Source organism: Streptomyces odontotermitis (assembly GCF_050510915.1).
Taxonomy (GTDB): Bacteria; Actinomycetota; Actinomycetes; order Streptomycetales; family Streptomycetaceae; genus Streptomyces.
Genome location: NZ_JBNJLS010000021.1, coordinates 44,936 through 65,779 on the forward strand (window position 1 = coordinate 44,936; position 20,844 = coordinate 65,779).

Annotated in this window: 12 protein-coding genes; 9 read left to right on the forward strand and 3 right to left on the reverse strand. The window is 72.3% G+C overall.

Annotated elements, in window-relative coordinates; genetic code table 11:
- Nucleotides 1-40 precede the first annotated feature (40 nt).
- Together ACQB60_RS37200 and ACQB60_RS37205 are read right to left on the reverse strand one after the other, a co-directional pair.
- Entirely contained in the window at nt 41-3,343 is a 3,303-nt protein-coding gene (locus ACQB60_RS37200; protein WP_496930517.1) for an ATP-dependent helicase, read from the reverse strand.
- A gap of 290 nt (nt 3,344-3,633) precedes the next feature.
- Complete coding sequence (locus tag ACQB60_RS37205; protein WP_496930518.1) at nt 3,634-4,053, reverse strand: MGMT family protein; 420 nt, start codon at nt 4,051-4,053, stop codon at nt 3,634-3,636.
- A gap of 131 nt (nt 4,054-4,184) precedes the next feature.
- On the opposite strand from ACQB60_RS37205, the gene ACQB60_RS37210 reads away from it, so the two are divergent.
- Nucleotides 4,185-6,971 carry a lysylphosphatidylglycerol synthase transmembrane domain-containing protein gene (locus ACQB60_RS37210; protein ID WP_496930519.1) on the forward strand — a complete coding sequence of 929 codons (2,787 nt, stop codon included), beginning with the start codon at nt 4,185-4,187 and terminating at the stop codon, nt 6,969-6,971.
- Here ACQB60_RS37210 and ACQB60_RS37215 read toward each other — a convergent pair.
- Nucleotides 6,968-7,765, reverse strand: coding sequence for a YwiC-like family protein (locus ACQB60_RS37215; RefSeq protein WP_496930520.1), 798 nt, complete (start codon nt 7,763-7,765; stop codon nt 6,968-6,970). The genes ACQB60_RS37210 and ACQB60_RS37215 overlap by 4 nt on opposite strands.
- Nucleotides 7,766-7,929: 164 nt before the next feature.
- On the opposite strand from ACQB60_RS37215, the gene ACQB60_RS37220 reads away from it, so the two are divergent.
- From ACQB60_RS37220 to ACQB60_RS37255, 8 genes are all read left to right on the forward strand, one after another.
- Entirely contained in the window at nt 7,930-11,637 is a 3,708-nt protein-coding gene (locus tag ACQB60_RS37220) for a nitrate reductase subunit alpha (protein ID WP_496930521.1), read from the forward strand.
- Nucleotides 11,637-13,157 (forward strand): nitrate reductase subunit beta, encoded by a 1,521-nt coding sequence (gene narH / locus ACQB60_RS37225; protein ID WP_496930522.1) that lies wholly within the window; start codon nt 11,637-11,639, stop codon nt 13,155-13,157. The genes ACQB60_RS37220 and narH overlap by 1 nt, the downstream gene beginning before the upstream one ends.
- Complete coding sequence (narJ, locus tag ACQB60_RS37230; protein ID WP_496930523.1) at nt 13,154-13,774, forward strand: nitrate reductase molybdenum cofactor assembly chaperone; 621 nt, start codon at nt 13,154-13,156, stop codon at nt 13,772-13,774. The genes narH and narJ overlap by 4 nt, the downstream gene beginning before the upstream one ends.
- Nucleotides 13,774-14,496 carry a respiratory nitrate reductase subunit gamma gene (gene narI / locus ACQB60_RS37235; RefSeq protein ID WP_496930524.1) on the forward strand — a complete coding sequence of 241 codons (723 nt, stop codon included), beginning with the start codon at nt 13,774-13,776 and terminating at the stop codon, nt 14,494-14,496. Before narJ ends, narI begins: the two co-directional genes overlap by 1 nt.
- On the forward strand, nt 14,493-15,701 hold the full coding sequence (locus tag ACQB60_RS37240) for a TIGR04053 family radical SAM/SPASM domain-containing protein (RefSeq protein WP_496930525.1): 1,209 nt from the start codon (nt 14,493-14,495) through the stop codon (nt 15,699-15,701). The genes narI and ACQB60_RS37240 overlap by 4 nt, the downstream gene beginning before the upstream one ends.
- Before the next feature lie 253 nt (nt 15,702-15,954).
- Nucleotides 15,955-17,451 carry a protoporphyrinogen oxidase gene (gene hemG / locus ACQB60_RS37245; RefSeq protein ID WP_496930526.1) on the forward strand — a complete coding sequence of 499 codons (1,497 nt, stop codon included), beginning with the start codon at nt 15,955-15,957 and terminating at the stop codon, nt 17,449-17,451.
- An 81-nt stretch (nt 17,452-17,532) separates the two neighbouring features.
- The gene (locus ACQB60_RS37250; RefSeq protein ID WP_496930527.1) at nt 17,533-19,080 is read left to right on the forward strand and encodes an alpha/beta hydrolase; all 1,548 of its coding nucleotides are present in this window, start codon (nt 17,533-17,535) and stop codon (nt 19,078-19,080) included.
- 198 nt (nt 19,081-19,278) lie between these two features.
- On the forward strand, nt 19,279-20,793 hold the full coding sequence (locus tag ACQB60_RS37255; RefSeq protein ID WP_496930528.1) for an alpha/beta hydrolase: 1,515 nt from the start codon (nt 19,279-19,281) through the stop codon (nt 20,791-20,793).
- Nucleotides 20,794-20,844: the final 51 nt, after the last annotated feature.

The following is a 20,844-nucleotide window of genomic DNA, read 5'->3' on the forward strand; positions in this document are numbered from 1 at the left end:
GGACGTGACAAATGCCACGGGTCCCTCCGTAAAGGGATGCTCACTCCACGACATGCCGCCCCTCCGACCGCGCGCTGCACGAGGCGCGGAAGGCGCAGTGGGTGCAGTGCTGGCCGGTGGTGGGCGTGAACCGTTCGTCGAGGACCTTGCCCGCGGCGGTGGCGAGGAGCTCGCCGATCCACTCCCCGGAGCCCTCCTCCCCCGCTCCGTCCCCGGAGCCGCCCTCGGAGCCGGTCAGCGGACCCTGTGCCTGCACCTTGGGGAACTGCTCGCCGCCGTCCCGCTTGGCCGCCGCCTGGCGCAGCTGGACGAGCTCCGCGCCGCCGGGCTCCGGGCGCACGCCGCCGAACGCCTCGTCGGCGGCGCCCTCTTGGATGGCGAGCTGATAGACGGCGAGCTGCGGGTGGCGGGCGACCTCGGCCGCGCTCGGGGCCTGCTTGCCGGTCTTGAAGTCCACTACGTAGGTGCGGCCTTCGCCGTCCCGCTCGACGCGGTCCATGGAACCCCGTACGCGTACTTCATAGGGACCGGCTTCGAGGGTCACGTCGAAGTCGTGCTCGCTCGCCACCGGGGTGCGGGCCGCGCGGTCCATCACGTGCCACTGGAGGAAGCGTTCGAGCGCCACGCGCGCGTGCTCCTTCTCCTGGGCCGACTTCCAGGGGGCGTCGAAGGCCAGCGCGTCCCAGACCGATTCGAGCCGCTCCATGAGGACGGCGAGATCGGCGGGGGTGCGGCCGGACGCGACCTCGTCGGCCAGGACGTGCACCACGTTGCCGAAGCCCTGCGCGGCGGTCGCGGGCGCGTCCGCCTTCACCTCGCGGCCCAGGAACCACTGCAGCGCACAGGTGTTGGCGAGCTGGTCGAGCGCGCTTCCGGAGAGCACGACCGGCTTGTCCCGGTCCCGCAGCGGCACCGCGGCGGCCGTCGGCTCCTCCATGCCCCACCAGCGGTAGGGGTGCGCGGACGGCACGAGGGGCCGGCCGTCCGTGTCGCTGAGGGCGGCGAGCCGGGCCAGGCGCTGCGCGGCGGCCTCGCGCAGGGCGTCCGAGACGCGGGGGTCGACGGTGGTGGCGCGCAGCTCGGCGACGAGCGCGGCGACGGACAGCGGACGACGGGGGCGGGCGGTCACGTCCTTCGGCTCGACTCCGAGTTCGGTGAGGAAGCGCGACGGCTGGTCACCATCGTCGGCCTGCGCCTTGACGGCGGTGACGACGAGACGCTCACGCGCGCGCGTGGCGGCCACGTAGAACAGGCGGCGCTCTTCGGAGAGGAGCGCTCCGGGCGTGAGGGGCTCGGCCAGTCCGTCCCGCCCGATGCGGTCGGCTTCAAGGAGGGAGCCGCGGCGGCGCAGGTCCGGCCAGAGACCCTCCTGGACGCCTGCGACCACGACGAGCCGCCACTCCAGGCCCTTGGAGCGGTGCGCCGTCATCAGGCGTACGGCGTCGGGGCGCACCGCGCGGCGGGTGAGCGTGTCCGCCGCTATGTCCTGCGCCTCGATCTCCGCCAGGAAGTTGAGGGCGCCCCGGCCGCCGGTGCGCTCCTCCGCCCGCGCCGCGACCGCGAACAGCGCGCACACCGCATCCAGGTCGCGGTCGGCGTTGCGGCCCGCCGCGCCGCCGCGCCGCGCCATGCGCTCCAGGCGGCGCGGCCACGGGGTGCCGTCCCACAGCCCCCAGAGCGCCTCCTCCGCGGTGCCGCCGCCCGCGAGGCCCTCGCGCGCCTTGCGCAGCAGCGCGCCGAGCCGCTGGGCACCCCTGGCGTACGTCGGGTCGTGCGCGACCAGGCGCTCCGGCTCGGCGAGCGCGCGGGCCAGCAACTCGTCCGAGGGCGGCGGCAGATGGTTGCCCGCGGCGCGCTCCTCCTCGCGCAGGGCCCGGCCGAGGCGGCGCAGATCGGCGGCGTCCATGCCCGCGAGGGGGGACGTGAGGAGGGTGAGGGCGGTCTCGGTGTCGAGCCAGGAGGGTGCGGTGCCGTCCCCTTGGAGGCCCTCCTCGGAGCTCTCTTCCGAGCCCTCTTGGGAGCCCGCACCCGCATCCGCTCCCGCCACCGCCGCCGTCGCCACCGCCCGCAGCGCCGTCAGCAGCGGGGTCACCGCCGGTTCGTGGCGCAGCGCGATGTCGTCGCCGTCGATGTCCAGGGGGACGCCCGCCGCCGAGAGGGCCCGGCGCACCGCCGGTATCGTGCGGGCGCCCGCACGGACCAGGACGGCCATCTCGCTCCAGGGGACGCCGTCCTCCAGGTGAGCCCGGCGCAGGATGTCCGCGATGTTGTCCAGCTCGGCGCCCGCCGTCGGATACGTGAACACGTCGACCCGGCCGCCCTCCCTGGTGGCCGCCGGTTCGCGGTGGGCGCGGACGGCTCCTGAAGGAAGCCGGGTCAGCGGCATCCGCCGGGTGATCACGCGGGTCGCGGCGAGCAGGCCCGCGCCCGATCTGCGCGACGTCGTCAGGACCTCGACCGGCGCCTCGGTGCCGTCCGCGCGCGGGAAGTGCGCCGGGAACTCCAGGATGCCGTTCACGTCCGCACCCCGGAACGCGTAGATCGACTGGTCCGGGTCGCCGAAGGCCACCAAGGAGCGGCCACCGCCGGCCAGCGCCTGCAGCAGCCGCACCTGCGCCGGGTCCGTGTCCTGGTACTCGTCCACGAAGACCGCGTCGTACCGCTGCCCCAGCACGCGCGCGACGTCGGGGCGCTGCGCGAGCAGCACCGCGCGGTGCACCAACTCCGCGTAGTCGAGCACCCCCTGGAGGTCGAGGACGTCGAGGTACTCGGCGAGGAACGTGGCGGCGGCGCCCCAGTCGGGGCGGCCGGTGCGCGCGGCGAAGGCGCCCAGGGCCTCCGGGCCGAGGCCCAGCTCGCGGCTGCGGGCGAGGACCGCGCGCACCTCGTCGGCGAAGCCGCGCGTCGTCAGGCAGGCGCGCAGCTCGTCCGGCCAGCGCACGTGTCCGAGGCCCGCCGCCTCCAGGTCGATCTGGCCCGCGAGCAGCTCCCGCACCGCCACGTCCTGTTCGGGACCCGACAGCAGCCGCAGCGGCTCCACGAACAGCTCGCTGTCCTGGTGGGCGCGGACCAGGGCGTAGCAGAACGAGTGGAACGTGGTCGCCTGCGGGGCGCGGGCGGCCCCGATGCGCAGTGCCATGCGGTCGCGCAGCTCCACCGCGGCCTTGCGGCTGAAGGTGAGGACCAGCACGCGCGCGGGGTCGGTCCCCCGGGCGACGCGGGCCGCCACGGACTCCACCAGCGTCGTCGTCTTGCCCGTCCCCGGACCGGCGAGCACGAGGAGAGGACCGGCGCCGTGGTCAACCACAGCCCGCTGACGTGCGTCCAGACGAGGGGGATCCATCGTGGCCGGCGGGGTACGCACCAGTCGGTAGGCACCCGCAGTCCCCTGTCGTACCGGGAGGTGCGACGGGTGCCGGGAGTGCCGGACGGAAGAAGGGGAGCTCACGTGGATCGCCGGTCCTGGTGGGTGTGCTGGGTGTGCTGTGCGTCCTGGTCTCGGGGCGGCCGCGCGACGGCTGCGGGGTGAGCGGGATGCGTGCTCCCGACGCTACGCCAGGGGCGACCCGGGACGCGTGGCTTCCCCCGTACGGGCCACCGGTCCACCGCACGCGCGCGGATTGGCGGAAGCTGTCAGTTGTGAGCTTCCGGAGCCTGCGGGCGAGCGTCGTCAGCCGCGTGACCTGCCGCGCCGCCCGCGGCCGTGCCGTCGCCCAGGGCCGCCCCGTCCCAGCGCGCCCGGCGCATGTCGAGGCGCGGCACATGGCCCTCGGCGGCCCGCGACGCCTCCTTCAAGGGCGTGCCCTCGGCGCGGTAGTGCTCCAGGGCCCGCAGCTCGTGGCCGGACAGGAGCACGCCGTCGGACCGGACCACGCGCCACCACGGAACGGACCCTCCGTACAGCGCCATCACCCGGCCGACCTGGCGGGGGCCGCCCTGCTCCAGCCACTCCGCCACGTCCCCGTACGTCAGCACGCGTCCCGGTGGAATCAGCTCGGCGACTTCGAGCACCCGCTCGACGTACTCTTCGGCTCCCGCGGCTCCCTGGCTCATCCGCCCCATCCTGCCGCACCCCACCGACACCGACGGAAAGTGGCGCTTCGTGACCACATCGCGACCCCGCATCGCCCCCTGATGCCCCCCTCTGTCGGCGGAGCATGCCACCATCGTGCGGGCGGTGACTGGTGATACGAGATCAAGAAGAGACCACGGAGCAGCAGGGCGTGCACCCCGATAGGGCGGCGGGCACCCCTGCGGCACAGTCGCGTCCGGAGCCCGTCCGACCGGAGCAGGAATCCGGCCCGAAGGAACAAGAAGAGGCCGAGGAGCGCGTCCCGCCCGGCTGCGGCGAGGGTGACGACGACGCGCACACCGACCCGGTGGAGGGCGACGAACCGCTGCTCGCCGCGCGCGTGCACCGCCCCTCCGACCTCATGCGCCTCCTGGTCGGCGTCCTCGCGATCGCCGTGCTGCTCGCCGTCGCGGGGTTCGCGCACGGCACCACGTCCGGACTCCAGCAGGACATCAACAACGGCACCGACCAGGCACCCGATCTGCTGATCAAGCTGGCCGGCCTGGTCGCCGCGATCGGGGTGCTGCTCGTCCCGGTGGCGTTCGCGATCGAGCGGCTTATCAAGCGGGACGGGCTGCGCATCGCCGACGGCGTCCTGGCCGCGGTGCTCGCCCACGGTGTGACGCTCGCGACCGACCTGTGGGTGGCCAAGGCCGCCCCCGACTCCATCCAGAGCGCCCTCACCCGGCCCACTCCTGGTGAGCTGCACGCGCTCAGCGACCCGGTGCACGGCTACCTGGCGCCCGTCATCGCGTACATGACGGCGGTGGGCATGTCCCGCAGGCCGCGCTGGCGCGCCGTCCTGTGGCTGGTCCTGCTGCTCGACGCCTTCACGATGCTCGTGACCGGCTACACGACGCCGTTCTCGATCATCCTGACGGTGCTCATCGGCTGGAGCGTGGCCTACGGCACGCTGTACGCGGTCGGCTCGCCCAATGTGCGCCCCACCGGTCAGACGCTGCTCGCCGGTCTCCGGCACGTCGGCTTCCGCCCGGTCAGCGCGGCCCGCGACGAGGTCCCGGCCAGCAGCGCCGAGCACGGCGACCGCGGCCGCCGCTACTTCGTCACCCTGGAGGACGGCCCGCCTCTGGACGTCACGGTCGTCGACCGGGAACAGCAGGCGCAGGGCTTCTTCTACCGGGTCTGGCGCCGGCTCACGCTGCGCGGGATCACCCAGCGCCGCAGCCTCCAGTCGCTGCGCCAGGCTCTGGAGCAGGAGGCCCTGCTCGCGTACGCGGCGATCGCGGCGGGGGCGAACGCGCCCAAGCTGATCGCCACTTCGGAGCTGGGCCCCGACGCCGTCATGCTCGTCTACGAGCACACCGGCGGCCGTTCTCTGGACTCGCTGCCCGACGAGGCCGTCACCGACGATCTGCTGCGCGAGACGTGGCGGCAGGTGCAGGCGCTGCAGTCGCGGCGGATCGCGCACCGCAGGCTCGCGGGCGACGCGATTCTGGTGGATCGTTCCGGCACGGTCATCCTCACCGATCTGCGGGGCGGCGAGATCGCGGCGGGCGATCTGCTGCTGCGCATGGACATCGCGCAGCTCCTGACCACCACCGGCCTTCGCGTGGGCGCCGAGCGCGCCGTCGCGGCCGGTGTCGAGGTCCTCGGACCGGACGCGATCGCCGACTGCCTGCCGCTGCTCCAGCCCATCGCGCTCACCCGCTCCACGCGCGCGACCCTGCGCAAGCTGGCCCGCGAGCGCTCCCAGCGCGAGCGCGAGATGGTCCTGGAGGCGTCCCAGAAGGCCAAGCAGGCGCGTGCCGAGGCGGCCGCGGGCACCTCCGCCGCCGACCCCGACCGCAAGGCCGTACGCGCGGAGAAGCAGGCGGACAAGCAGGCCGAGAAGCAGGCCATAGACGAGGCGCTGGACCAGGCCCGCGAGGAGGACCTGCTCACCCAGATCCGGCACCAGGTGCTGCTCATCCGGCCGACGGCGCCCGTCGAACCGGCCCAGCTGGAGCGGATCAAACCGCGCACGCTGATCAGCTTCATCGCCGGTGCCGTCGGCGCGTACTTCCTGCTGTCGCAGCTCGCCCACGTCGAGTTCGGCACCATCGTGGAGAAGGCCGAGTGGGGCTGGGTCGCGGCGGCGGTGGCGTTCTCCGCGCTGAGCTACTTCGCGGCGGCGATGAGCCTGCTCGGGTTCGTGCCGGAGCGGGTGCCGTTCCTGCGGACGGTGGCGGCTCAGGTGGCCGGGTCGTTCGTGAAGATCGTGGCGCCCGCCGCGGTGGGCGGTGTCGCGCTCAACACCCGCTTCCTGCAGCGGTCCGGGGTGCGCTCCGGACTCGCGATGGCGAGCGTCGGCGCCTCCCAGCTCTTCGGGCTCGGCTCGCACATCGTGCTTCTCCTTGTCTTCGGTTATGTGACGGGCACAGAGAAGACGCCGACGATGTCGCCGTCCAGGACGGTCATCGCGGGCCTGCTGTCGGTGGCGGTGCTCGTCCTCGTGGTGACGGCGATCCCCTTCTTGCGGAAGTTCGTCGTCACGCGCGTGAGGTCGCTGTTCGCGGGTGTCGTGCCGCGCATGCTGGACGTGCTGCAGCGGCCGCAGAAGCTGCTCACCGGGATCGGCGGGATGCTGCTTCTGACGCTGATGTTCGTGCTGTGCCTGGACGCCTCGATCCGGGCGTTCGGCCGGGGCGAGGTCGAGACGCTGAGCCTCGCGAGCGTGGCGGTCGTCTTCCTCGCCGGTAACGCCCTGGGGTCCGCGGCGCCGACCCCCGGCGGCGTGGGCGCGGTCGAGGCGACGCTGACCTTCGGTCTGATCGCGGTCGGCCTGCCCAAGGACGTGGCGGCGCCCGCGGTGCTGCTGTACCGGCTTCTGACGCTGTGGCTGCCGGTGCTTCCGGGGTGGCTGTTCTTCAACCACCTGACGCGCAAGGGACTGCTCTAGAACAGCACCAGGAGGGCGCCCAGGAGCAGGAGCGAGCCGACCACTTCTGTGGCGCCCACCACGGCCACCTTCAGGCCCTTCCCCGGGAGCAGCGCCGCGCGCAGCGCGTAAGCCATGAAGAGCGGGGCGAGCCAGGGGCTCAGCGCGTACGCGGCCGCCACGGCGAGCACGTGGTAGGCGACCGACGCCCGGTAGTACGCGCGTGAACCACGCTCGCGGATCATGGTCTTCACGTACGGCACCGTCCCCGCGAAGTAGAGCAGGCACGCGAGCGCCGGACGCCAGGCGTCGGCCACGGAGCCGCCTCCGAGGTGGTAGGCGACCAGGAGCATGCCGCAGGCGGGCACGACGGCCACCAGGCCGTTGGCCAGGGCGCGCTCCTTGTTGAGGGCCGCGTAGAGGGCGTTGACGGCCAGGAACGGCAGCGCGCACGCGGCCGCGAGCAGCAGCCACGAGTACGGCCACAGCAGCGGCACCCCGAAGACCGCGCAGACGGCGCCGGCGACCAGCCCCGGGCGGACGTGCCGGCGGGGCGCCCTGGGGTTGCGGGCGATCCGGCGCAGGCGCACCCACTGCTGGGCGTGGAAGGCCGCGACGTACCCCGCCAACCACGCCACGAACAGCGGCAGATGGGCCCAGCTCGGGGAGCCGAGGAGCGTGCCCGCCAGGAACGGCACGGCGAGCATCGCCCAGGCCCCGTGCTGGTTGGGCAGCCAGTGGCGGCGCCCGCGCTTCTTCGTCGCGGGCCTCTCGCGCTTCTCCGTACCGGGGCGCCCGCCCGTCTTCGTCGTCATCCCTCCCAGGCTCCCACCCGTGGTCCCCGGCGACTGCGGAATCCGTCCCGAGGAATTGCGGTAGGAGGTCACCCCCGCACGGGACCTTTGTCCCCGGGGTGCCAACCCCCGCCGCGTCTAGGGTCGTTGCAGGCCACAAGCGTGCTTCCGCCTTTCGCACGCTCATGTTTTGTGTACGCCCAGGAGTGACGTTGCAGCAGAAACCAGGCGCAGCGGAGACGCTCGTCAAGGCCGGGAGCTTTTTCACCCGGGTCACGAAGACCGCCGAGGTCTCCGACGACCTGCGCCGCGTGCAGCGCACCGGCGGCCGGGACGGCGAGTCCTTCTACCGGGACCGGTGGAGCCACGACAAGGTCGTGTACTCCACGCACGGCGTGAACTGCACGGGGTCGTGCCGCTGGAAGGTGTACGTCAAGGACGGCGTCATCACCTGGGAGACGCAGGCCACCGACTACCCGTCGGTCGGCCCGGACCGTCCCGAGTACGAGCCGCGCGGCTGCCCCCGCGGCGCCTCCTTCTCCTGGTACACGTACTCCCCCACGCGCGTGCGTTACCCGCACGTCCGCGGCACCCTCCTGGAGATGTACCGGGAGGCGAAGGCCCGCCTGAAGGACCCGGTCCTGGCGTGGGCGGACATCCAGAAGGACCCCGAGCGGCGCCGGAAGTACCAGAAGGCGCGCGGCAAGGGCGGCCTGGTGCGGGCGAGTTGGGACGAGGCCGTCGAGATCATCGCGGCCGCGCACGTGCACACCATCAAGGAGCACGGCCCCGACCGCGTGGCGGGCTTCTCCCCGATTCCCGCCATGTCGATGGCCTCGCACGCCGCGGGCGCCCGCTTCCACTCCCTCATCGGCGCCCCGATGCTCTCCTTCTACGACTGGTACGCGGACCTCCCGGTGGCCTCGCCGCAGGTCTTCGGGGACCAGACCGACGTACCGGAGTCGGGTGACTGGTGGGACGCGGCCTACCTGATGATGTGGGGCTCCAACGTCCCCGTCACACGCACCCCGGACGCGCACTGGATGACGGAGGCGCGCTACCGCGGCCAGAAGGTCGTCACCGTCTCGCCCGACTTCGCGGACAACACCAAGTTCGCGGACGAGTGGATGCATCCGCACCCGGGCACCGACGGCGCGCTCGCGCTCTCCATGGGGCACGTCATCCTCAAGGAGTTCTTCGTCGACAAGGAGACGCCGTTCTTCCGTGATTACGTACGGAAGTTCACCGATCTGCCGTTCCTGATCACCCTCGACGACACCGACAAGGGCCTGGTCCCGCACAAGTTCCTCACCGCGGCGGACCTCGGCGAGGACACCGAGAACGCCCGCTGGAAGACCGTCCTGATCGACGACGCGACGGGTGAGCCGACCGTCCCGAACGGCACGCTCGGGCACCGCTGGGGCTCTTCGGAGACCCCCGAGTGGAATCTCGACCTGGGAGACACCGTTCCGCGCCTCACCCTCTACGGAGACGACGTGGAGACGGCGGAGGTCTCCTTGCCGCGCTTCGAGGAGGACACTCCTGGAGTGGTGCGCCGGGGTGTCCCCGTGCGCCGCGTGGGCGGCCGCCTCGTCACCACCGTCTTCGACCTGATGCTCGCCCAGTACGGCGTCCCGCGCGCGGGGCTGCCGGGGCAGTGGCCGTCGTCGTACGAGGACGCGGCCGCGCCCGGCACGCCCGCGTGGCAGGAGACGTTGACCTCCGTACCGGCGGCCCAGGCGGCGCGCGTGGCACGGGAGTTCGCCGAGACCGCCGAGGCGTCGCAGGGGCGCTGCATGATCCTGATGGGCGCGGGGACGAACCACTGGTTCCACTCCGAGACCATCTACCGGACCTTCCTCGCCCTGCTCACCCTGACCGGCTGCCAGGGCCGCAACGGCGGCGGCTGGGGCCACTACGTGGGCCAGGAGAAGTGCCGTCCGGTGACCGGGTGGGCGACGCTCGCGAGCGCCGGTGACTGGTCGCGGCCGCCGCGCCAGATGATCGGCGCGGGCTGGTTCTACCTCCACACCGACCAGTGGCGCTACGACACGCTGCCCGCCGAGTCGCTCGCCTCGCCGCTCGGCGACGGCCGCTTCACGGGGATGACGGGCGCCGACTGCCTGGCCGCGTCCGCGCGCATGGGCTGGATGCCCTCGTACCCGACGTTCGACCGCAACTCCCTCGATCTGGGCGGCGCTTCGGAGGACCCCGTCGCGGCCGCCGTGAACGAGCTCAAGGAGGGCACCCTCAAGCTCGCCTGTGAGGACCCGGACGCGCCGGAGAACTGGCCGCGCGTGCTGACCGTGTGGCGGGCCAACCTGCTCGGCTCCTCCTCCAAGGGCAACGAGTACTTCCTGAAGCACCTGCTCGGCACGCACTCCAACCTCCCCGAGGACGGGCCGCGTTGTGCCCCGCGCGACGTGAAGTGGCGCCAGGAGGACGTCGAGGGCAAGCTCGACCTGCTGCTGTCGCTGGACTTCCGCATGACGTCGACGACGCTGCTCTCGGACGTCGTGCTGCCCGCCGCGACCTGGTACGAGAAGCACGACCTGTCGTCCACCGACATGCACCCCTTCCTGCACGCCTTCACGCCGGCCGTGGACCCGCCCTGGCAGGCCCGCAGCGACTACGACGCGTTCCTGGCGATCGCCCGCCGCTTCAGCGACCTGGCGGGCGAGCACATCGGCGTGCGCAAGGACCTGGTCGCCACCGCGCTCCAGCACGACACCCCCGGCGGCGAGATGGCGCAGCCCGGCGGTGTGGCGCTCGACTGGGCCAAGGGCGAGTGCGAGCCGGTGCCGGGGCGCACCATGTACAACCTCGCCGTCGTGGAGCGCGACTACGGAGCGGTCGGCGAGAAGTTCGCGGCGCTCGGCCCGCTCGTCGACAAGCTGGGCGTCACCACGAAGGCGGTCACCTTCGATGTGACCGACGACGTCGCCTACTTGAAGGCGAAGAACGGTGTCGTACGACAGGGAGTCGCCGAGGGCCGCCCGCGCCTGGACACCGCACAGCGCGCCTGCGAGGCGATCCTGTCGCTGTCCGGCACCTCCAACGGCCACCTCGCCACCCAGGGTTTCCGCACCCTGGAGAAGCAGACCGGCCAGAAGATGGCGCACCTCGCCGCCGAACACGAGGGCAAGCGCGTCACGTTCGCGGACACGCAGGCCCAGCCGGTGCCGGTGATCACCTCTCCGGAGTGGTCGGGCAGCGAGTCGGGCGGGCGCCGCTACACGGCGTTCACGGTCAACACGGAGCACCTGAAGCCCTGGCACACCCTCACCGGACGCCAGCACTTCTTCATCGACCACGACTGGCTGCACGAGGTCGGCGAGGCGCTTCCCGTGTACAAGCCGCCGCTGAACATGCACCGCCTCTACGGAGAGCCCGAGTTGGGTTCTCAAACGGAGTCGGCGGACGGCACGGGCGGCAGAGAAGTGGCCGTGCGCTTCCTGACGCCGCACAACAAGTGGGCGATCCACTCCCAGTACCAGGACAACCTCTTCATGATGACGCTGGGGCGCGGCGGCCAGACCGTGTGGATGTCGCCGCAGGACGCCGAGGCCATCGGGGTGCGCGACAACGAGTGGATCGAGGCCGTGAACCGCAACGGCGTCATCACGGCCCGCGCGATCGTCTCCCACAAGATGCCCGCGGGCACGGTCTACATGAACCACGCCCAGGAGCGGACCGTCGGTGTCCCGAAGACCGAGAAGACCGGGCGCCGCGGCGGCATCCACAACTCGCTGACCCGGATCATGCTCAAGCCCACCCATCTGGTCGGCGGCTACGCCCAGTTGACCTGGGCCTTCAACTACCTCGGCCCGACCGGCAACCAGCGCGACGAGGTGACGGTCATCCGCCGCCGCAACCAGGAGGTCACCTACTGATGCGCGTCATGGCACAGGTAGCGATGGTCATGAACCTCGACAAGTGCATCGGCTGCCACACCTGTTCGGTCACCTGCAAGCAGGCGTGGACCAACCGCAAGGGCATGGAGTACGTCTGGTTCAACAACGTCGAGACGCTCCCCGGGCAGGGCTATCCGCGCCGCTGGGAGGACCAGGAGAAGTGGAAGGGCGGCTGGGAGCGGACCAGGTCCGGCCGGCTGCGGCTGAGGGCCGGAGGGCGCGCCAAGCGGCTCGGGCAGATCTTCGCCAACCCCGAACTGCCGGAGATCTCGGACTACTACCAGCCCTGGACGTACGAGTACAAGAACCTCACCGACGCCCCGGCGGGCGACGACATGCCCGTCGCCAAGCCCGTCTCGCAGACCACGGGCGAGCCGATCGGCACCATCGAGTGGGGTCCGAACTGGGACGACAACCTGGGCGGCGCCCCGCAGAACGCGCCGCGCGACCCGCTCGTGGAGAAGATCCGCGACGAGGTGGGCGAGAAGATCCGCTTCGAGTTCGAGCAGAGCTTCATGTTCTACCTCCCGCGCGTGTGTGAGCATTGCCTGAACCCGGCGTGCGTCTCCTCGTGCCCGTCCGGCGCCATGTACAAGCGCGCGGAGGACGGCATCGTCCTGGTCGACCAGGACACGTGCAGGGGCTGGCGGATGTGCGTCAGCGGATGCCCGTACAAGAAGGTCTACTTCAACCACTCCACCGGCAAGGCCGAGAAGTGCACCCTGTGCTTCCCGCGCCTGGAGGCGGGCATGCCGACCGTCTGCTCCGAGACGTGCGTCGGCCGGATGCGCTACCTCGGAGTGATGCTCTACGACGCCGACAAGGTGACCGAGGCCGCCTCCGTGGAGGACGAACACGACCTCTACCCGGCGCAGTTGGAGTGCTTCCTCGACCCGAACGACCCGGCGGTGGCCGCGGCCGCGCGCGCGAGCGGCATCACCGACGAGTGGCTCGACGCCGCCCGCCGCTCCCCCGTCCACGACCTGATCCGCACCTACCAGGTGGCCCTTCCGCTGCACCCGGAGTACCGCACCATGCCGATGGTCTGGTACGTCCCGCCGCTCTCGCCGGTCGTGGAAGCGGTCGCGGCCGCCGGGCGCGACGGCGAGGACGCGGGCAACCTCTTCGGGGCGATCGACGCCATGCGCATCCCCGTCGAGTACCTGGCCGGGCTCCTCACGGCAGGCGACACGTACGCCGTGGAAGCCGTGCTGCGGCGCATGGCGGCCATGCGGTCGTACATGCGGGGCATCAACCTCGGCCAGGGCGCGGACGAGTCCGTGGCGGCCTCCGTGGGGCTCACCGGCGAGGAGCTCCAGGACATGTTCCGGCTGCTCGCGATCGCCAAGTACGAGGACCGGTACGTGATTCCGACGACCGCGCGCGCGGACGCGGACGCGCTGGCCGACGCGCACCCCTTGGACGACGACTGTCCCGTGGGCGAGGCCCCCAAGGAGCGCGTACTGCTCAACCTGAGCCCCACCCGGAGGAGCGCGTGAACGCCGACGCCGTCGCACGTCTGGTCGCGGGGCGGCTGCTCCAGTACCCGGACGAGCGCCTCCACGCGGATCTGGACCACCTCTACGAAGCGGCCGAACACCACCCCTTGCTGCGCGAGTTCATCGACCACGCGCGCACGGAGCGGCCCTTGGACCTCGCCGCGCACTACACGGAGGTCTTCGACACCCGCAACCGGCGCTGCCTCTACCTGACGTGGTGGACGGACGGCGACACCCGCAACCGCGGTCTCTCCCTGGTGCGCGTCAAGCAGGTCTACCGGGAGCACGGCCTGGAGTTCGCCTCCGAGGAACTCCCGGACTTCCTGCCGGTGCTGCTGGAGTTCGCCGCGCACGAAGAGGCCGCGGGCACGGAGCTCCTGGAGGAGCACCGCGCCGGACTCGAACTGCTGCGCCTCGCCGTCACCGACTTCGGCACCCCCTACGCGCGCGTGCTCGAAGCGGTCTGCGCAACGCTCCCCGGGCCCTCGCCCACCACGAAGGCGGAGGCGAAGGCCCTCGCCCGCAGCGGGCCGCCCCGCGAGACCGTCGGCCTGGAGCCCTTCGGCCCCGGAGTCGAACTCCCCTGGCCCACCGTCCCGGAAAGGACCCCGGCGTAATGGACCTCATCCTGTGGGGCGTGCTGCCCTACGTCGCCGTCACCCTCCTCGTGGCGGGCCTCGTCTGGCGCGCCCGCTACGACCGGTTCGGCTGGACCACGCACTCCTCGCAGCTGCACGAGTCGCGCCTGCTGCGCATCGGCTCGCCGCTGTTCCACTTCGGCATGGCCTTCGTGGTGCTCGGCCACGTCGTCGGCCTGGTGATCCCCGACTCCTGGACCGACGCGGTGGGCGTCGACGACCACACGTACCACCTGATGGCCGTCTCGACCGGTGCCGTCGCCGGGGTCGCCGCGGCCGCCGGCATCGGGATCCTGGTCTACCGGCGCTTCACGGTGCCCGCCGTGCGCAGGGCCACCCTCCGTAGTGACCACCTGATGTACACGGTGCTGCTCGGCGCCATGGCGCTCGGCCTGATCGCGACCGTCCTCAACTCCACCGGGGCGGTCGACTACAACTACCGCGAGGGCATCTCCGTCTGGTTCCGCAGCCTGTTCACGCTGCAGCCCGACTACCACCTGATGGGCGCCGCGCCGCTCGCCTTCAAGCTGCACATCGTCTTCGGGTTCGCGCTGTTCGCGCTGATCCCGTTCTCCCGCCTCGCGCACATGTTCAGCGCCCCCTTCAAGTACCTCTTCAGGCCGTACGTGGTCTACCGCGCGCGGGACCCGAAGCTGCTCGCCAACCGCGAGCCCAAGCGGGGCTGGGAGCGTGTCTCGTGAGCACCCGCCCCAAGGCCACGGGCCGGACGGAACGCGTCGTCCGGCGCCCCCGGCACTCCACCGCCGAGCGCCCCTTCATCGTCATCTGGGAGGCCACGCGCGCGTGCCCGCTGGCCTGCCTGCACTGCCGGGCCGAGGCGCAGCCCGACCGGAACCCGGGCGAGCTGGACGGCGCGGACGCCCGCCGCCTCATGGACCAGATCGCCGCCTTCGGGAAGCCGAGCCCCCTCTTCGTCATCACCGGGGGCGACCCCTTCCAGCGGCCCGACCTCACCGACCTGATCGCGTACGGCGCCTCGCTCGGCCTGCGCGTCGCGGTGTCGCCCTCGGGCACACCGACGCTGGACCGGGCCAATCTGACGGCCGTACGGGACGCGGGCGCCGTCGCCCTGTCGCTGAGCGTCGACGGCTCGACGGCCGAGCGGCACGACGCCTTCCGGGGTGTCGACGGGGTCTTCGAGTGGACCCTGGAGGGCTGGCGCACGGCGCGTGAGCTCGGCCTCAAGGTGCAGGTCAACACGACCGTGACCCGCAACAGCCTGGAGGACCTCGCGGACATCGCGGCGCTGGTGCGGCGCGAGGGCGCGATGCTGTGGAGCGGCTTCGTGCTGGTGCCGACCGGCCGCGGCGAACAGCTCTCCGCGCTCGGCGCCGACGAGGTCGAGGACGTGCTGCACTTCCTGTACGACACGGGTGCGGTCATGGCCACGAAGACCACCGAGGGCCATCACTTCCGGCGGGTCGCCCTCCAGCGGACGATCATGGAACGGCACGGCGAGAAGCCCGAGTTGGGCCCCCTGTACGCGCGGCTCACGGCACGCGCGCGCGTGCTGGGGCTCTTCGACGGCGAGCGGCGCGCGGTGCGGCGCCCGCCCATGGACGTCGGCTCGGGGCGCGGATTCGTCTTCGTGTCGCACACCGGAGAGGTGCACCCCAGCGGCTTCCTGCCGCTGTCGGCGGGCAACGTGAAGCACCACCCCCTGGTCGACATCTACCGGGGCTCGGCGCTCTTCACGACGCTGCGGGACCCCGCGCTGCTCGGCGGCAAGTGCGGCCAATGCGAGTTCAACTCCGTGTGCGGCGGCTCCCGTTCGCGTGCCTACGGGGCGACCGGGCGGGTGCTCGCCGCGGATCCGTGGTGCGCGTACCGGCCGGGCAGCTTCGCGCACCAGGAGGAGCTGCGGGAGCTGTTGGCCACTCCGTAGGAAGTGACCGGCCCGCAGGAAGTTACCGGCCCGCAGGAAATGACCGGCCCGCAGGAAGTGACCGACAGCTCTGGCCGAAAGAACTAGTCGCCGTGCCCCGCCCGGCCGACGGCCCGTTCCCCGTGCCCGTCCCGGGACTTGAGACCTCCCCCGCGGGACCTTCGCCGGGAATGCGCTGCTCCGAGGGCTCGTAGCGTGATCAGGGAGGCCCGTCGTACGTGCGGACCCTGGCGCCCGGCAGGGAGAAACACTCATGCGTTCAGTGATCGTCATCGGCGGCGGCATCAGCGGACTCGCCGCCGCGTGGGAGCTGCGCGACAGCGCGGACGTCACCGTCCTGGAGGCCGGCCCGCGCGTCGGCGGCAAGCTGCGCACCGGCACCCTCGCGGGCGCCCCCGTCGACGAGGGCGCCGAGTCGATCATGGCCCTGCGCCCGGAGGCCGTCCGGCTCGCCCAGGAGGTCGGCCTCGGCGACGCCCTGTGCGACCCCGCCCCCGCCCCCACCACCTTCTGGGCCGGCGGCGCCCTGCGCCCGCTCCCGAAGGGCCACGTCATGGGGATCCCGACGGACCCGGCGGCGATCCGGGGCACCGGGCTGCTGTCCGAGGAGGGGGCGGCCCGGCTGCGCCAGGAGGAGTCCCTGCCGGGCGAGCGGCTCCCCGCCGACGTCGACGTGTCCGTCGCGGAGTACCTCAGCGGGCGGCTCGGCCAGGAGGCCATGGAGCGCCTCGTCGAGCCCATGCTCGGCGGCGTGTACGCGGGCCGCGCCGACCGGCTCTCCCTGCGGGCGACGCTGCCGCGCGTCGCGGCCGTGGCGGAACGCGGCGGCTCACTGATCGCGGCGCTGCGCACGGCGATGTCGGGCGCTCCCTCAAGCACCCCCTCGGGCGCCCCCGCAGGCACCCCCTCGGGCACCCCCGCAGGAGCCCACCCCGGCGCCGCCCCGGGAGCCGCTCCCGCCGCCCCCTCCCGCCCCCGCCCCGTCCCCGTCCAGGGCCTGCGCGGCGGCACCGGACGGCTCGCCCTCAAGGTGGCCGCGGCCGGCGGTGCCCGCATCCTCACCGGCACGCGCGCATGCGAGCTGCGGCGCACGCCCAAGGGAGGGTGGCGCGTACTGGCCCGCACCGGCGACGGACAGCTCCTCATGGAGGCCGACGCGGTGATCCTCGCGCTGCCCGCGTACACCGCCGCCGAGCTCCTGCGCCCGCACTCCCCGGCCGCCGAGGACGAGCTGGCCTCGATCCCGCACGCCAGCAGCGCAGTGATCACCATGGCCTTCTCGCGCGCCAACGCGCTCTCCAAGTCGCACATCAGCGCCCTCCCCGAAGGCAACGGCTTCCTCGTACCCGCCGTCGACGGGCACACCATCAAGGCCGCGACCTTCCTCTCCAACAAGTGGGCCTGGCAGGGCGACGCCGACCCCTCCTTGTTCCTCCTGCGCACCTCCGTGGGGCGCTTCGGCGAGGAGCACCGGCTCGCCGTCCCGGACCGCCATCTGATCCGTACGTCCGTCGCCGAGCTGCACCAGGCGATCGGCGCCATCGGAGAGCCCGTCGCCGCGCGCGTGACCCGCTGGGACCGCGGGCTGCCGCAGTACGGCGTGGGCCACCTGGAGCGGGTCGCCAGGATCCGTGAGGCGGTCGACAAGCTGCCGGGCCTGGAGCTGTGCGGCGCGGCGTACGAGGGCGTGGGCGTGGCGGCCTGCGTGGCGACGGGGACGGCGGCGGCCCGCCGGATCAGCGAGGGCTGAGCGCGGCGGGCTCCGCAGGGGCCTCACCCACACGGCCCGCGCCCCGAGCGCACCGCCCCCGCCCGCCGCAGGATGGGGGTCATGCCGAACCGCCACCCGCGCGCCACCGCTCTGGCCGCCACCGCCGTCCTGCTCTCCGCCGCGCTCGCGGCGTGCTCCAGCGACGGCGACAAGAAGGACGAGGACCTCCCGGCCCAGAAGCTCAGCTGGAAGGCGTGCCCCGCCCCCTCCGCGGCCGAGGGCGGCGGCTCGGCCCCGTCCCCGCTGCCCGGCGGCGCCGAGTGGGAGTGCGCCACCATGAAGGCGCCCCTCGACTGGACGAAGCCCAAGGGAGACACCGTCGACCTGGCGCTGATCCGAGCCACGGCGAGCGGCGACAAGAAGGACCGCATCGGCTCCCTCGTGTTCAACTTCGGCGGCCCCGGCGGCTCCGGAGTCACCACGCTGCCCGCGTTCGGCACGGACTACGCGAAGCTGCGCACCCGCTACGACCTGGTGAGCTTCGACCCGCGCGGGGTGGGCCGCAGCGCTCCCGTCGAGTGCGAGGACGACGAGCAGCTGGACACCTACTTCCAGCAGGACTCCACGCCCGACGACGACGCCGAGAAGAAGAAGCTCGTCGAGAACGTCACCGCCTTCAACAACGCCTGCGACAAGAACTCCGGCAAGGTCCTGCCGCACGTCCGCACCACCGACGCGGCCCGCGACATGGACCTGATGCGCCAGGTCCTCGGCGACGACAAGCTGCACTACTTCGGCATCTCGTACGGCACCGAACTGGGCGGCGTCTACGCCCACTTGTTCCCCAAGAAGGTGGGCCGGGCCGTCTTCGACGCCGTCGTGGACCCCACCCAGACCCCCGAAGAGGGCTCCCTCGGGCAGGCCAAGGGCTTCCAGCTCGCCCTCGACAACTTCGCCGAGGACTGCACCTCGAAGGTGGACGACTGCCCCGTCGGCGACACCGCGCAGGACGTCAAGGACAAGATCGCGAAGCTGCTCGAGGACCTGGACGCCGAGCCCATCAAGGGCATCCCGCCGCGCCGGCTGACCCAGACCGCGGCGACCAACGGCATCGCGCAGTCGCTGTACTCCCAGGACTTCTGGCCGTACCTCACCGAGGGCCTTGAGCAGGCGTACGACGGCGACGGGAAGATCCTGATGGCGCTCTCCGACTCCATGAACGGGCGCAGCGAGAACGGCGAGTACAGCAACATCCAGGCGGCCAACGTCGCCATCAACTGCTCGGACGACAAGGCGCGTTACGACACCGCGTACGTGGAGCAGAAGCTCCCCCGGTTCCGCGAGGCGTCCCCGCTCTTCGGCGACTACCTGGCCTGGGGCATGGTCGGCTGCACGAAGTGGGCGGTCGAGGGCCAGGCCGACCACCCGGACGTGAGCGCCCAGGGGGCGCCGCCCATCGTCGTCATCGGCAACACCGGTGACCCGGCGACGCCCTACGAAGGCGCGAAGAAGATGGCGGACGCGCTCGGCAAGGGCGTCGGCGTCGAGCTCACGTACAAGGGCCAGGGCCACGGCGCGTACGACAGCAAGAACACCTGTGTGCGCGACAACGTGAACAGCTATCTGCTGGACGGGACGGTGCCGAAGGCGGGCACGGTCTGCGCGTGACGGTGAGCACGGCCCACGCCTGAGACCGGGCACGGTCCACGCCTGACACCACGCACGGTCTGCGCATGACGGAACGGGGCCGCCCGCCAGGGGCGCTGTCGGTGGCCCCGCCTACTATGGCCTGACTGTCTTCCGAGGGGGGAAGCGCCTGTGCCACGTTTCGTACGGTCAGCAGCTCTGGCCGCCGCAGGAGTTCTGATGGCGGGGCTCGCCGCGGGCTGCGGCTCGTCGTCCGGCGACGGGAAGGGCGACGACAAGCGGCCGGCCCCCACCACCCCCTCCGCCAAGCCGGACCCGGACTCCGCCCTGCCCGCCTCCCTCACCACGCAGAAGCCGGACTGGGGGCCCTGCAAGGCCGTGAAGGGCGCCGCGGCGCCGGGCTCCGAGTGGCAGTGCGCCACCCTCAAGGTCCCGCTGGACTACACGAAGCCGAAGGGCGAGACGATCGGCGTCGCCCTGATCCGCGCGGCGGCCACGGGCGACCAGAAGGACCGCATCGGCTCCCTGCTGTTCAACTTCGGCGGCCCCGGCGGCTCCGGAGTCTCCATGCTCCCCTCCTTCGCCGACTCCTACAGCAAGCTGCGCGAGCGGTACGACCTGGTGAGCTTCGACCCGCGCGGGGTCGCCGCGAGCGAGGGCGTGCGCTGCCGCAGCGACAAGGAGACACAGGCGGCCGAGGGCCTCGACCTCACCCCGGACACCGCGGCCGAGCAGGCGGCGTACTTCAAGGACGCGAAGGCGTTCGGCACGGGCTGCGCGCGGGACAACGCCAAGCTCATCGGGCACGTCTCCACGCAGGACGCGGCCCGCGACATGGACCTGATGCGCCAGGTCCTCGGCGACGACAAGCTGCACTACCTGGGCATCTCGTACGGCACCGAACTGGGCGGCGTCTACGCCCACTTGTTTCCCAAGAAGGTGGGCCGGCTGACCCTGGACGCGGTCGTCGACCCGAGCGCGGACACGGTCGGCCACTCCAAGAACCAGGCGCGGGGCTTCCAGCGCGCCCTGGACAACTACTTCACGGCGCAGGGCCAGGACCCGAAGGCGGGCTCCGAGAAGGTCGTGAAGCTCCTGAAGCGCATCGACGCGAAGCCCCTGCCGACCGGCTCGGACCGCAAGCTCACGGAGTCGCTCGCCATCACCGGCATCACGGTCACGCTCTACAGCAGGCAGAGCTGGCCCGCCCTGACCCGCGCCCTCGCGGAGGCGGAGGAGGGCAAGGGCGGCCCGCTCCTGGAGCTGGCGGACGCGTACAACGAACGGGACGCGTCGGGCCGCTACAGCACCCAGAGCCACTCCCAGCGCGCGATCTCCTGCCTCGACGACAAGAAGCGGCCCACACCGGCGGAGGCGAAGCGCTCGGTGCCCGACTTCGAGAAGATCTCCCCGGTCTTCGGCGCCTTCATGGCGTGGGACACGGCGGGCTGGTGCCATGACTGGCCGGTCCCGGGCCAGGTCGAGAACCCCGAGGTGAGCGCCCCGGGCGCCGCCCCCATCCTCGTCGTCGGCAACACGGGCGACCCGGCGACGCCGTACGAGGGCGCCCGCAGGATGGCCGACGAGCTCGGCAAGGGCGTGGGCGTCGAGCTGACCTGGAAGGGCGAGGGCCACGGGGCGTACGGGAGCGGCAGCAACTGCGTGGACGACTCGGTGAACGACTACTTGCTGAAGGGCACCGTCCCGAAGGACGGCACGGTCTGCGAGAACTGAGCGGGCTCGACGACGAGTGGGGCCCCGTACCAACCCGGTACGGGGCCCCAC